This is a genomic window from Planococcus sp. A6 (assembly GCF_028823615.1).
Lineage (GTDB): Bacteria > Bacillota > Bacilli > Bacillales_A > Planococcaceae > Planococcus.
This window is the reverse complement of record NZ_JAPEHT010000001.1, coordinates 57,091-70,456: the sequence shown is the minus strand read 5'-3', so window position 1 is coordinate 70,456 and position 13,366 is coordinate 57,091. Positions and strand designations below refer to the sequence as shown.

Sequence of the window (13,366 nt, the reverse complement as noted above, 5' to 3'; positions counted from 1 at the left end):
TCCAAGCGCATTTAGAAAACGCTCTCTTCACGCTCAATATATCAATGGAGATTCCATTTGTAAACATGCCTTGGGTATACGCGAACTTGCGGCAAAATCACCACCTGCTCTCCATCATTCCTTATAATATTCCACGCTTTCCGTCGCTCCTAATTCCACCGGTGTAATCGTGATGCTGCCGCCTTCTTGAATCAACCCATCCTCGCCAAATTCCGTCCCCGGCTCCAAGGTGATCGTCAAGGTCGGTTTGCTTGGATCCCCTCTCACCACAAGCGTGTAGATGCCGAATTGTTCGGTGTTTCGGATGTTGTAATAATAAAGTTCACCATCATTTGCAAACACCAATTCATTATTGTCCGACATGAAATAGTTCTGCGGATTGCCTGGCTCTATCCATTTGCCGATCAGGCTCACTGCGACATTTTGATAGCTGACGTAATCGCTGCTTCTGAAATTATAAATTTGATGGTCGATGGTGCCGTAATCGCTCGTTTTATACGTCAAAGCTGCAATATCTTCGGCGGTCCAGTGGAGTTTATAGCCTTCATCTTCCAGCACTTTATATGTCGAACTGCCTTCTAGCACACCCACTTCCCGACCGAATAATAGGCCTTTCCGTTCCAACCGGGCCGTCTCTTTCTTCATTTTCGGGTATTCTTTCAAAATCAATTCATGCTCGCCATTTTCCGATTCCGCGATCAGCACATTCGCATCGCCCATGTAATAGAAGAACGTCGTATTCGCCGTAAACAAACCGATCGCGATCAGCGCGAATCCCCATTTCACATAAGCGTTCGAAAATAGCCAAGCGGCCCCGCTCAATAGGAAACCGATAATGCCGTAGTTAATCAAATAAAACTGCCATTCATGAATAAGCCAGTACCCTCTCGGTTCGGCAATCCCGATAAGCAAGGCTTGAAAAATCGCCAGTATCATCCCCGCGGCAAGCAATGAAATTACGAGCATCTTTTTTCTATTCATTTCGCATCCCCCGCAAATCAAAATGCGCCATGATTTCTTCGTAAAGTGCATCCTCCGAAGAAATCGGATCCCATGTCACACCGGCATTCACGCTCCGGAAAATAAGTGTTTCCGCCTCACCGCTCTCGCCGTCCCGAACCGCTGCCAAATAACCGTTTTGCCCGCTATCAATGAAATCAATGTGCATTTCTTCGTAGCCAGTTTCAAGGTCTTGCGTGGCGGTTCGCGAAATGCTGCCGACGCTCCATCCTTGCCCCCGGCTATCGGTTCTCAAGATGCTGATGTTTTCCGGCCCGCGCCCTCCGTAAACAATGGCAATGTTACCGGGCGATATGTACATATTGCTCCGTGAAATATCATCGAGATAATCGCTGATGCGCGCGTATCCCAATTCATGGTCGTCCGGCACTGGAATCCAGCTCTCGCCTTCATTCACCGTGACGAAAAGTTCCGTTTCATAAATCACGTAATCTTGTTCCGTGTCGACTGGCAAAACCGCTTCCTTTGTTCCTGGCACCGGGTGCGACATAATTTTATCGACATCCGGCGTCACTTCCGGGAGCGGCGGTGCTTCGGCAACCGCAGGGCTCTTTGCCACGTACTCTGAATTGATGCTGGCGATGGTGTCCGTGCTCACTTTGAAAGCCCCGTAACTCAACACGAGCGCCAACAAGCCGACTAAACTGATTTTCAAAACTTTCATAGCATTCCCTTTCCAAAAAGTAGTAATTCCATTTTAACACGCTTCCAGAGCAGCAAACGCCTAAGCGTTATTCTCTATTTTATTCAAAAGAAGTTCTGCGATTCCAGAAGTTCCATTTCTTTCTGCTGCAATGCAAAATCGTGCTACTATAAGAGCAAAATACGATTCGTTCTGCACTTTAATGAAAGGCGGCGATGAGGATGGTCGGGGAAAAGAAGCCACGGTTTGTTCTCGGTTTGATGACAGTCGCATCCATCGTCTCGATTTCTTTTTTGCTGCAAATTGCCGGCAATCCGTTCCTCAACAGCATCATTATGCTGCTCGTGTTCTATATCGTCCTGCCCGTATGGATCTGCAGCCATTACTTCAAAAAGCGCGGCGTGACACTGCGCCAAGTCGTCTTTGTCCAAGGGATCGCCCGCTGGCTGTTGCCGATTGCCGGGCTCAGTTTGCTGATCATGATTTTCTCCACGAGCATCTATTGGCTGTTATTGCGCGGGCTTATGGCCATCGCTCCCGCCCTGGTCAACCTCTTCCTCACGCCGCAACCGCTCCCGGATGTGTTCTGGTATATAGCGGCGACCGCTTTCATTGTCGCCATCATCGCGCCAATCGCGGAGGAATTCGTCTTCCGCGGCGTTCTCTTGAATCAGCTGATGGACGTATTTGGCTTATGGAAAGGCATCGGCATCACGAGCCTAATCTTTGCTGTCTTCCACCTCAATTTTTTTGGCGCTTTCCTGTTCGCGGTCATCGCATCTCTCCTATATGTCAAAACCGGCAATTTGCTGGCGCCGATTTTGCTTCACAGCGCTAACAATACACTCGCTGTCTACCAAGCCTTCGCCGACACCTCGTTTATGGACTGGCTGACGGTGACGAGCGTTAACGACCTGTACACAAAAGCCGCACCGAACCTCGTTGCTTTGATTGCGAGCACAGTGTTATTGCTGCTTATGATTGGCTGGCTGGCACGTGGCTTGAAAGGCGAAAAATCAGCTATTCGGTAAATCAACAATCTTCAGGAACAGGCCCACACATTTTATTGATGAATCAAAAAATGCCCTGGCTATGAAAAGCGCAGGACATACCTCATTGCGATCAAACTTCTTTCCTCACAAAATAAACCTGCTCACCCGGCAGCTCCAAACAATTCAACTGCCCGCCATACACCGCGCCCCCATCGATGCCGATGATGCGGTTGTCGCCAAAATAAACGCTCGTATCATCCGATCCTCTCAGCTTAAATGTCGGCGTGTGGCCGAAGACGACTTTCTTATCGCCTCTATAGCCTCGATGAAATTCATCGCGGATCCACATCAATAAATACGGATCTGTCTCTTCAATCGCAACGCCCGGCTGAACGCCTGCATGCACGAATAAGTAGCCATCTGCTTCGTAGTAAAACTTCGTCTCTTTCAAAAACTCGATATGCTCCCAAAACAGCTCCATCGCCGGAAGCTTCATGCCTTTTATGGAAGAATCGTAACTTTGCAAAGTGGAAAGCGCCCCGTTGCGCACCCAGTTTCCCGCTGCGCCGGTTTCCCCCCTCGCTGCTTCCAGCATCATTTGGTCGTGATTGCCGCGCAGCACAATCGCGCCTTGTTGCTTCAACTCGACGACCCGCTCCAGCACGCCTTTGGAATCCGAGCCGCGGTCCACATAATCACCGAGTAAAATCAGCTGGTCATTCGATGCGTCATACTCCACTTTCTCCAGCAACTTATTGAACAAGTCCAGCTCTCCGTGAATATCGCTGATGGCTAAGATCCGTTTCATCGTGTGCACCTCCTGCTTCCCGTTTTCCAAAACAACTGTCATTTAGCACATTGCCTGGTATATGCGTACTTCCCTATTGGCAATCAAACTCCTGCCAAAACGTTCTTCATTTCACACTTACCATCTTCATCCAATTCTTTACCCTTCGCGTAAACAGCATAACCCTTCCCCTTCTTTCAGCTTGAACGGTTTTCGCTTAATTGTGTCTGACACAGGGACACTGAAACTCTACATCGCCTTTGGTATAAGGATCCCGGCTCTCAAATTGTTCCTGACACAGGGACAACAAGCTTTTCATTTGCACCTGTCGTCTATAGCTGTTAATTTTAGAGTGACCGTTATATCTAAGTCACTGGAGGATGGAGACCATGAGCACGAAGAAAGAAGATTTACTGGTAGCTGCAGAACAACTGTTTTACCAACACGGCTTTCATGCCATTGGCTTGAAAGCGATTGTTCAGGAAGCCGACGTGGCGCTGATGACGCTGTACAATCATTTTAATTCCAAAGACGAACTGATCTTGGAGATCTTGACCCGCAGATCGCAAGTCTATATGGATTATTTAGAACAAGGTAAGCAACAAGCAAGCGGATCCGTCGCACAACGGCTGGCGATTGGCCATTTGAATTGGCTAAAGGATACAGCTTCCAATGGCTGCATGTTTTTGCGGGCGAAAGAAGAATTCGTCAGCGAGCCCAATCACCCGATTGTCCAGCTGGTGACGAACCATAAAGAAGAAACAAAACAATTGTTCCTATCGAACGGGCTCACGCCTTCCGAAGCGACTCGCTTGTCCTTGCTCTTTGAAGGAGCCGTTTCCTTGGCCGAATTTTCTCCATTGGATGAAGTCGAAGATGCCTTGATGACTTTGGTGCAACAGTTATAAGTAAGCGGATCGCTTACTTTTTTTACCCCAGAAATATAGTGACCGTTCTATCTATAAAAAGGAGTTGAGAATATCCCAGAAAATCGTTTTATTTTTTTAATTCGAAAATGTAGTGACCGTTCTATCTAATAAAAGGAGTGAATTATCATGTGGAAAATCGTTTTACCTGGCATCGCCATGATCGGCGTTACCTATGCGTTCGCCAGATACAGTTTCGGCTTGTTCTTGCCGGAAATCAGCAGCGCCTTAAATTTATCTGAAAGCCAGTCGGGGTTGATCGGCTCGGTGGCGTATGCCGCCTATACACTGGCCTTGGTGACAGCGGCTATCTTCATCCATAAAATGAGCGCCCGTCACGTCGTGTTGTATTCCGGCGCTTCTGCCTTTATCGGCATGCTCGGAATGGCTTTGTCGCCAGGTTTCTATACGCTCGCCATCAGTGCGTTTATCGCAGGGCTCGGCAGCGGTTGGGTATCGCCCGCCTTCAGCCAAGTCGTCGCGCAATCGCTTGAGAGCCGCGAGCGTGATAGAGGCAATACGTGGATCAATACCGGCACGAGCGTCGGAGTTGTTGCGAGTGGTCCTGTCGCACTAGCATTTGCCGAACAGTGGCGCTGGGGTTATGTGCTGTTTGCGATCCTGGCGTTCTTGACGCTGTGGTGGAATGCACGCGCGATCGATCGTCCGGAAGAAGAACCGGAACAATCCACCGGCAGCCAGTTCAAACTCATCCTGCTCGGCCAAGCGCGCTTCATGATTCTCGCGGCAATCGGCATCGGCTTCAGTTCCTCCATTTACTGGACCTTTTCACGAAGCTACCTGACCGAAGTGCATGATTTCTCGGTACCGGAAAGCATGGTATTTTGGATCGTCATGGGCGCCGCCGGCATCATCGGCGGCATCGCCGGGACCATCATTCAACGCCTCGGGCTCGGCTGGTCTTACCGCCTGGGCGTGTTGGTGGCGACTGCGTCTCTCGTCACACTGGTGATTCCGCACGCTGCCGCCATCTACTTGTCCGCGGTCCTGTTCGGCATCTCGTTCATTTTCATGACCGGCTTATTCATCGTCTGGGGCACACGCCATTTCCCGGATACGCCTTCTGTCGGCGTGAGCTTGTCGTTCTTCTCGCTCGGCGTCGGGCAATCGCTCGGCTCGATCGCGGCGGGCGTCTTAATCGACGGCATGTCCTACCCGATCGCCTTTCTGTCATTCGCGGTGATTGGCCTGCTGTTTATCTTCATTAAAACAAATGCCCAGCCAGTTTCGACACAAGGAACCGCTGCACAGCCGTAAGCCCTGTCCCTGTGCACCACACAATTCTCACACAATTCGTACCGATGAATGAAGCATCATTTCCGTTTTTTAGTTGGAAGGAATCCACCGCTTTAAAGAGAATGGATACGTACCATCACTATTCATCAGAAAGGAGGCAATCTCATGGAAAACAATCAATTACTCCGCATGGACAACGTCGGCATCGTCATAGAATCGCTGGATGACGCCATCGCATTCTTCGAAGAAATCGGCCTGCAACTCGAAGGCCGAGGCATGGTCGAAGGTGAATGGGCGGGACGCGTCACGGGGCTTGGCGACCAACAAGTCGAAATCGCCATGATGGTGACACCGGACGGCCACAGCCGGATCGAATTGTCGCGCTTTCTCACACCGGCTGTTACCAGCGATCACCGGACAGCCCCGGTCAATTCACTCGGGTATTTACGCGTCATGTTCGCAGTCAAAAATATCAACGACATAGTCGCCAGACTCACGACACACGGCGCCAAGCTCGTCGGCGAAGTGGTGCAATTCCAAGACGCGTATCGGCTATGCTATATTCGCGGACCTGAAGGGATTCTTGTCGGCCTTGCGGAACCGCTCGGGAATGAATAAATATTTGACCGTGATTAGATTCGGAAATTCGCTGTTTTTTCAAAAAAGTGGGTATACATGAAGCAATTAAACACTTGGGAGGAAACCGGCATGAAGAAAATTTGGCTTCCACTATTGCTGGCATTTGGGTTATTCGCTGCATTTTCCCTGCCCTTTGATTCAGTTGCTGCTACAAGCCATGGATCTGCCACAACAGATGACCAATTGCCCGAAAACCTCGAGAACCTGATGGACATCGCCCCGGAGCATCAATTCACGCTGCGCCAAGGCAGCAAACGCATCGAAGTGAAACTCCTCCAATGGACATTGAACGATTACGGATTGAAGACGGAAGTCGATGGCATCTTCGGGCCGAAGACCAATCGGAACGTCCGGCAATACCAACAGGATAAAGGCCTCGTCGTCGACGGCATTGTCGGCATGTATACCTGGGTCGCCATTTACGCCGAACATCAACAGCCTTCGGATGACACCCAACTGCCCGCCAGGCTGAAGAATTTAATGGCGATCGCACCGGAGCACCAGTACACCTTGCGCCAAGGCAGCCAGCGCATCGAAGTGGAATTGCTGCAATGGATGTTGAATGACTACGGGTTGAAAACGGAAGTCGATGGCATCTTCGGACCCGAGACCAATCGGAACGTTCGGCAATACCAAGCGGATAAGGGATTGAAAATTGATGGTATTGTCGGGGTGAATACGTGGATGGCGTTGTACGGGGAACATTAATTTTCTTAAAAAGTAAACAAAGACCAGAAGACCCGCCGATTCCTAAACGGATTGGCGGGTCTTCTAGTTTGTTGCAGAACCTGAATTTTAGAATGAAGTTCAGCACAAATCATTTTCAAATGGCTTAAGCTACTTAGCTTTCCATTAAAACTCCTCATGCGTCGCCGGATCCATATCAAACAGTCGGCCATCCGGGCGGGACAAATCCGAAATCGCCGTCATTTCACTGTCGCTTAATTCAAAGTCGAAAATGGCCAGGTTTTCGCGTTGGCGCTCGGGCGAGGTGGAGCGCGGAATCGACACCGAGCCGATTTGGTATTGCCAGCGCAATACGACTTGCGCGATGGTTTTATGATGGGCTTTGGCAATTTGGCTGATGGTGTCATTCGACAGGATATCCTTCGCTCTGGCGATTGGGCTCCACGACTGCGTTTGGATATTGAGGTCCGTGTGCACTTTTCGCTGATGTGCCTGGTTGAAAAACGGATGTAATTCTACTTGGTTCACACTTGGCGTCACTCCAGTTTCTTTGATGATGCGATCCAAATGCTCAGGCAGGAAATTGCTGACACCGATCGAGCGGACGAGCCCCCATTTCTGTGCGTCAATCAAAGCTTGCCACGCTTCTACGTACGTATCTTGATTTGGCAAAGGCCAGTGAATCAAATACAGATCGAAATAATCCAATTGCGCGCGGAATAGCGATTCCTGAATCGCCACCAAGGCTTTTTCGTAAGTGTGGTAGCGCCCAGGCAGCTTGGAAGTCACCCACAGCTCGTCGCGGGGAATGCCGCTGCGCCGAATGCCTTCGCCGACCGCGCCTTCGTTTTCGTAATTATACGCCGTGTCGATCAAACGGTATCCTGCATTGATGCCGCTGCTGACGGCGTTCGCTCCGGCATTGCCCCACAGTCCGTATGTACCGAGCCCTGTCACCGGCAAAGTCGTGCCGTCATTTAATGTCACTTCTGGAATTGCTTTCACCATTTACTTCCACTCCTCTCAATTCTATTTTCAGATTACTCTTACACCTTCATGAATTCAAATCATTCGGCTTCCGAAATTTCTCTGGCGAATAAAAAGAGATCCGCTCCATTGTCGAATGGAGCGGATCTCTACCACGCCTCTATTTCAAGGTTTTCACCCACAGAATTGTTTCTAACACAGGGACACCAACTACTGTTTCTTCCCTTTTCCTTTCCCCTTCTCCACCACTTCCGCTTCAACGCTCACCGCATCATAAATCGAATTCGCAATGAAACGGTAGCTGTGCTCGGTATGGGCGCGGAATGCGAGAGAGTTGGCAAATAAGTTAAACGTCGTCTCTCCCTGCTCAGCCGTGATGGCCATCGTTTGGTCTTGTGCTTGTTCATATCCAGGCCACCAGCCGGCGAGGTAGAAATCGTCGCTGTCTTGGAAGCTTGCGAGCACTTCTGCGCCTTCAGGAACGCTTGAAATCCACGAGCCGGTCGTGACGTAGAGATTTTCTTGCTGCTCGTATCCGGCAGTCAACGGATGCTCCGCGACGTCTGCTTTCACGAGTCCTTCGTGTCTGCTTCCGGTGCTCGTGTACGCAAAGCCTGGAAGCAAGCCGCTCTTACTCACAGCGTTAAGTGCAGGTGCACCGATCCCGACAAAAGTTTTGCCGGTCACTTGTGCTGCGTTGAATGAACCGCCATCGCTGACGATGACATCCGCTGCTGCAGCGTCCGTCAATTCAAAGCCAAGCTGGCGCAACGAGAAGTTCAGCTGTGCAGAACCGGTTGCCGCAACACTCGGCTGCTCTAGCACTTCGGTTTCGGCATTTTTGCCGTTGCCAAACACTTGTGTTTCAAAATAATAATCATCGGCATACGGGCGAAGGTCGTTCGTCGCGACGACGAAATCACCAGCTTCCGCTTTGCCTTTGCTTTCCGTCAGCACTTCCACTGTTTTGCCGTCAGCAAGCAGTGCGTTAACGACACGGATCGCATCGTTCGTAGAATTCTCGAGAATCTGTTTCGGCGGATTTCCTTTTACCGTGCTTGTCGGAACAACCGCTTCTTCAAGTTCTTGAGTTTTTCCATCGAACGAACCTTCCGTACGAACTTCTTCCAGATCAAAGCCTCTCAAATCGGAGAAGTTGACGACGATCGGGTCATACATCGCATCCCAATCAGATACATCGTCGCCTTCATAGAGCATGGCATTCGCCAAGCCGCGCTTCGCCTGGTCCATCGGCACGATGAATGTGCCTTTCGGATAGGTCACACCGTCCACCTCGACAGGTTTCACGGTCTTCTCGACTTCCACGCCGTTGCGAATCAAATAATCCGCCATGTTGTGAGCTTCCAACGCATTCTTCTGGTTCTTGTCATCTGTCGGAATCACGTAATAATCCGGGAAGAAGTTTTCATTATCTCCGCGGTTGCGGCCGATTACTTCACCTGCCGCATTGACATAATATTCATCGACGGCACGGTTATCTTCCCCGTCCACGCCGCGCTTGAAAATCTCCAATTGCTCTTTATACAATTGGTCTTTATTGTCATGCACATAATTCGCCGCACCAAGGCCGCTGCCAACCAAAGCATTATAGCCGTCTTGGCTCAATGTCGGCACTTCGATTGTATGGCCGAGTGCACCGTGGAGCATCGCGTAAATCGCCGTGTATGCCGGCGTCATATCATCCCAACCGGAACCATAGCCGTCTTTGGCAATGAAATAAGACGTCAGCTCGGAATTGGCAATGCCCGCCTGCCCCATTGCATTGGCTTGTTCCATCATATTGTCGATCAATAAATCGTATTCAAAGTTCGGGTTATGTGGCGGTGTTGCCGGTTCGATCAAGAACCCATCCACATAGCCGTGGAAATCCACAAATGATAACGGCGTCCATTTCGACAGCACTTCATTCACTTGCTGCGTTTCCACTTGCGTCTGGTACGCATTGTCACGGTTTAAGTCAAAGCCCTCGGCGTTCGCGCGCGTGTTGGCCGCTCTGCCATCCGGGTTGCTCGTGAACATATAAAGGAAAATCGCATCGTCCAAAACTTCGTCCACATTCAAGTTCTCTTCGAATTCCGTCTCGCCGTCTGTATTCATGAATTTCACTTCGTCTTCCAAAGCGAATTTCTCCAATAGCTCAACTTGTACATCCACGCCTTCCACTTCGTCCGGGTGGATATTATTGAACCAGATCGGCACTTGGTAATCGCCCATCGTATCGTTCTCAAGTTTTTCAATTAAACTTTCCGGGTCTTGGAGTGCAGTCGGCAAAGTTTCATTCAAATACTGATCGACCGCTGCCTCATCTCGTGCCAAAATGACGAAATGAATATCACGCCCTTCCGCCGTTTTGCCGACGGTCTGATACTCGAGGTAGCGATCGTTGTCCACATCTTCTTCAGCGGCTTCGAAAATCTCATCGATCGCCGGTTTTAATTCATCGTAAAACTTAAACTCATCGTAGACGTTCAATTCGACAGTCGCTGCCGCTTTGTCGCCGCTTGCCGCATCAATCAGCGCCAATTCATAATCGCCGATAAATTGCTGGTATTGAGTGCGGATCGTCCGGTTGGACAAATCATCCGTCCCGTACAGCAAACCGAATTCCAGCACTGCGGTGATTTTGTTCGTGCCTTCCACAAAAGAAGGCTCTTCAACGACCGTGATGAACGGGTCGCCATTGTAGTTTTGGCCTTCTGTCCATTGCTGCCATTCAGACAATGGCTTTCCGCCAAATTGGAACTCGACATCTTCCAAATTGACCCCTTCGCCTAAATCAGCCGACATTTCGACAGTGCGCGCTTCGGTCAATGAAAAGACCGAACGGCTCACTTCAAGCGCAGTCGCTTGTTCAGTCGCACTGGCCCCCGTTTCATTTGCGGCCATTGTCGGCACAAACGCTGACAATACCAGCACTACCGAGAGCCATCCTGCAAAAACTTTCTTCATCCACATAACATCCCTTCACCTTGAAATTTTTATTACCAGCTCTTAATATAACAGAATATTTCGTATTCCGAAGTAGGTAAATGGATTAATTCTTAAAAATAGGACTTTATTCCAGTTATTGCAACATCTATTAATTGTGTGGTGCACAGGGACGTCGCCACATACAAACCCTCCCACAACAAGGTTTTCACCTGGAGAATTGTGTCGCGCACAGGGACACGAACCAAAACTTTATGCAAAATTAGGAATTCATGTACAATTAAAGAAAGTACATCTAATTAGCGAGGAGCATACATATGGAAACAAGCACATTCAAACTGATCGAAGCGACGATTGAAGACACCCAACAAGCCTTCCGTGACCAAAAACTGACCTCCGTGGAATTGGTTCAAGCCTATCTCGACCGGATCGAAAAGTTTGATCAAAACGGACCGAAAATCAATTCCGTGCGGGCCATCAATCCGGACGCGTTGGCAATCGCATCCGAGTTGGACGAAAAACGAGGACAGACTGAGCAAGGCCCGCTCTATGGCATTCCCGTGTTGCTGAAAGACAATATCGAAACGAAAGACCCGATGCCGACTACTGCCGGTGCCATCGCACTTGAACACAATTTCGCGAAACAAGATACGTTCGTCGCGAAGCAATTGCGCGATGCCGGTGCCATCATTCTCGGCAAAGTGAATTTGAGCGAATGGGCGTATTTCATGTCCCAAGACGGGCCGAGTGGCTATAGCTCACTCGCCGGACAGGTGAAAAATCCGTACGGCGTCGATATCTTCAAACCGGAAGACGTCGGCGGCTCGAGTTCCGGAACGGGTGCTGCAATCGCATCGAATTTCGCGGTAGTCGGAGTCGGCACCGAAACCTCGGGCTCGATTCTTAGCCCATCAAGCGCCAATTCCATCGTCGGCATCAAGCCGACCGTCGGGCTCATCAGCCGATCGCGCATCATCCCGATCGCTGAAAGCCAAGATACTGCTGGACCGATGGCACGCACCGTGACGGATGCGGCGATCTTGCTCGGCGCGATGACCGGCGTCGATGAACAGGATCCGGCGACACTGGGGAGTGCAGCATGCTCACTTACCGATTACACGCCGCATCTGAAATCAGATGGCTTGAAAAACGCTCGCATCGGCGTCGACTTTTCATTTTTGAACAATGAAGCACCTGAAGAACGCGCCATCATGGACGCAGCAATCGAGCAAATCAAAGCACTCGGCGCCACCGTCGTTGAATTGACGATTCCCCAGCAGGAGTTTGAATCGGACGTCTTATGGTATGAATTCAAACGCGGCGTCAATGACTACCTTGCTTCGACACCTGACGAAGTGCCGGTTAAATCACTCGCTGACGTTATCGCGTTCAACCAGCAAGACCCCGAGCGCGACGATCCGAACGACGCGACTTACCTGGAGCACCGCGAAATCGACTTTCGCACGTCCACAAAAGAGGGCATCGACCTAATCATGCAACAACATCAACTCGACGCATTGCTATTCCAAAACAACCGCGGCGCCGCGATGCCGGCCAAAGCTGGCTATCCGTCCATCACCGTTCCGGCCGGCTACACGGAAGACGGCCATCCGGTTGGTGTGACGTTCAGCGCACAGGCATTCAGCGAAGCACGGTTGATTGAACTGGCTTATTCTTACGAGCAAGCGACGCAGAAACGGATCGCACCGGATTTGGAATCGTACTAAACTTCATTTACATCATCAAAAAATACCCTCTACTAAAACGCCAGCATACAAATGCCGGGCGCTCAGCAGAGGGTGTTTTCATCAGCAGTGCCTTTGAATCCAGTAACGCAGCCAGTGCTTCATAATGAATGTTAAAGCTCCATTTTCTCGAAAGATATGTTCTTATAAAATCATCACTTCTCGCTTTTAAGGGGACCTTCAACGAGACGATTCAGCTGCCACTATCAGTAGGAGGCTGCCAGTCACCGAGGATTTTCCGCGCAAACACCACTTGTCCCGCATGATATGTATTATGCAAGATGATTGTCTGCAGGCAGTCGGCCCGGGTCTCTTCTTTCCCTTCCACCACTTTTTCCGATAAATCTTTCCCCGCTTCCTGCTCGGCTTTTTGCACCCCTTCCAGGAAATGCGCCACAGCTGAATCCCATTCGCCTTCACTGTCGGGCGACGGTACAGCCGGCCAGGATTCTTCGTCCGGATTCTGGCTTGTGGATATTTTGCCAGTTAACAGGTCTAGCATGAAATCTTGCCAATAATTCATATGAAACAACAATTCCCAAACCGTATGGGGGAACTCCGCCGGTTTCTGGCCTGCTTGCTGCCAATCCAAACCATTAAAAACGACTGCCGTATCGACGTTTGCGTCTTTTCCATGCAAGCTCTTCTTGAAAAATTGCCTGTTCATCAAATTCCTCCTTGCCGAAGTATTTAAAACCACCTTTCCTTATCCTTATCCTTACCTGCCTCACCCC

Annotated in this window: 12 protein-coding genes; 6 read left to right on the top strand and 6 right to left on the bottom strand. The window is 50.1% G+C overall.

Annotated features, from left to right (window positions below; all coding sequences use genetic code 11):
- Positions 1-114: 114 nt before the first annotated feature.
- On the bottom strand, positions 115-981 hold the full coding sequence (locus ON064_RS00330; RefSeq protein ID WP_274623122.1) for a hypothetical protein: 867 nt from the start codon (positions 979-981) through the stop codon (positions 115-117).
- A complete protein-coding gene (locus ON064_RS00325) occupies positions 974-1,684 on the bottom strand; it encodes a beta propeller repeat protein (RefSeq protein WP_274623121.1) in 711 nt (236 codons plus the stop codon). Before ON064_RS00325 ends, ON064_RS00330 begins: the two co-directional genes overlap by 8 nt.
- 200 nt (positions 1,685-1,884) lie before the next feature.
- Between ON064_RS00325 and ON064_RS00320 the strand changes: the two genes are divergently transcribed.
- On the top strand, positions 1,885-2,694 hold the full coding sequence (locus tag ON064_RS00320; RefSeq protein ID WP_274623120.1) for a CPBP family intramembrane glutamic endopeptidase: 810 nt from the start codon (positions 1,885-1,887) through the stop codon (positions 2,692-2,694).
- A gap of 91 nt (positions 2,695-2,785) precedes the next feature.
- Here the strand turns inward: ON064_RS00320 and ON064_RS00315 are convergent, their stop codons facing one another.
- A complete protein-coding gene (locus tag ON064_RS00315) occupies positions 2,786-3,463 on the bottom strand; it encodes a metallophosphoesterase family protein (RefSeq protein WP_274623119.1) in 678 nt (225 codons plus the stop codon).
- Positions 3,464-3,831: 368 nt separating this feature from the next.
- Between ON064_RS00315 and ON064_RS00310 the strand changes: the two genes are divergently transcribed.
- The 4 genes from ON064_RS00310 (at position 3,832) to ON064_RS00295 (ending at position 6,972) form a co-directional block, all read left to right on the top strand.
- Positions 3,832-4,350 (top strand): TetR/AcrR family transcriptional regulator, encoded by a 519-nt coding sequence (locus ON064_RS00310; RefSeq protein WP_121300415.1) that lies wholly within the window; start codon positions 3,832-3,834, stop codon positions 4,348-4,350.
- Positions 4,351-4,497: 147 nt separating this feature from the next.
- Entirely contained in the window at positions 4,498-5,646 is a 1,149-nt protein-coding gene (locus ON064_RS00305) for an MFS transporter (protein ID WP_274623118.1), read from the top strand.
- 144 nt (positions 5,647-5,790) lie between these two features.
- Positions 5,791-6,243 carry a VOC family protein gene (locus tag ON064_RS00300; RefSeq protein WP_274623117.1) on the top strand — a complete coding sequence of 151 codons (453 nt, stop codon included), beginning with the start codon at positions 5,791-5,793 and terminating at the stop codon, positions 6,241-6,243.
- Positions 6,244-6,333: 90 nt separating this feature from the next.
- Positions 6,334-6,972, top strand: coding sequence for a peptidoglycan-binding domain-containing protein (locus ON064_RS00295; protein WP_274623116.1), 639 nt, complete (start codon positions 6,334-6,336; stop codon positions 6,970-6,972).
- Positions 6,973-7,116: 144 nt separating this feature from the next.
- On the opposite strand, the gene ON064_RS00290 is transcribed toward ON064_RS00295, so the two are convergent.
- A complete protein-coding gene (locus tag ON064_RS00290) occupies positions 7,117-7,959 on the bottom strand; it encodes an aldo/keto reductase (RefSeq protein ID WP_274623115.1) in 843 nt (280 codons plus the stop codon).
- 189 nt (positions 7,960-8,148) lie between these two features.
- Complete coding sequence (locus tag ON064_RS00285; protein ID WP_274623114.1) at positions 8,149-10,908, bottom strand: M14 family metallopeptidase; 2,760 nt, start codon at positions 10,906-10,908, stop codon at positions 8,149-8,151.
- A 296-nt stretch (positions 10,909-11,204) separates the two neighbouring features.
- Between ON064_RS00285 and ON064_RS00280 the strand changes: the two genes are divergently transcribed.
- Positions 11,205-12,614: an amidase family protein gene (locus ON064_RS00280; RefSeq protein ID WP_274623113.1), complete on the top strand. Its 1,410-nt coding sequence runs from the start codon at positions 11,205-11,207 to the stop codon at positions 12,612-12,614.
- 211 nt (positions 12,615-12,825) lie between these two features.
- Here ON064_RS00280 and ON064_RS00275 read toward each other — a convergent pair whose 3' ends face one another.
- Entirely contained in the window at positions 12,826-13,299 is a 474-nt protein-coding gene (locus ON064_RS00275; RefSeq protein WP_274623112.1) for a DinB family protein, read from the bottom strand.
- Positions 13,300-13,366 lie beyond the last annotated feature (67 nt).

Coding starts and splice junctions, on each gene's coding strand:
- ON064_RS00330 (WP_274623122.1), bottom strand. CDS start 981: ATGAATAGAAAAAAGATGCTCGTAATTTCATTGCTTGCCGCGGGGATG.
- ON064_RS00325 (WP_274623121.1), bottom strand. CDS start 1,684: ATGAAAGTTTTGAAAATCAGTTTAGTCGGCTTGTTGGCGCTCGTGTTG.
- ON064_RS00320 (WP_274623120.1), top strand. CDS start 1,885: ATGGTCGGGGAAAAGAAGCCACGGTTTGTTCTCGGTTTGATGACAGTC.
- ON064_RS00315 (WP_274623119.1), bottom strand. CDS start 3,463: ATGAAACGGATCTTAGCCATCAGCGATATTCACGGAGAGCTGGACTTG.
- ON064_RS00310 (WP_121300415.1), top strand. CDS start 3,832: ATGAGCACGAAGAAAGAAGATTTACTGGTAGCTGCAGAACAACTGTTT.
- ON064_RS00305 (WP_274623118.1), top strand. CDS start 4,498: ATGTGGAAAATCGTTTTACCTGGCATCGCCATGATCGGCGTTACCTAT.
- ON064_RS00300 (WP_274623117.1), top strand. CDS start 5,791: ATGGAAAACAATCAATTACTCCGCATGGACAACGTCGGCATCGTCATA.
- ON064_RS00295 (WP_274623116.1), top strand. CDS start 6,334: ATGAAGAAAATTTGGCTTCCACTATTGCTGGCATTTGGGTTATTCGCT.
- ON064_RS00290 (WP_274623115.1), bottom strand. CDS start 7,959: ATGGTGAAAGCAATTCCAGAAGTGACATTAAATGACGGCACGACTTTG.
- ON064_RS00285 (WP_274623114.1), bottom strand. CDS start 10,908: ATGAAGAAAGTTTTTGCAGGATGGCTCTCGGTAGTGCTGGTATTGTCA.
- ON064_RS00280 (WP_274623113.1), top strand. CDS start 11,205: ATGGAAACAAGCACATTCAAACTGATCGAAGCGACGATTGAAGACACC.
- ON064_RS00275 (WP_274623112.1), bottom strand. CDS start 13,299: ATGAACAGGCAATTTTTCAAGAAGAGCTTGCATGGAAAAGACGCAAAC.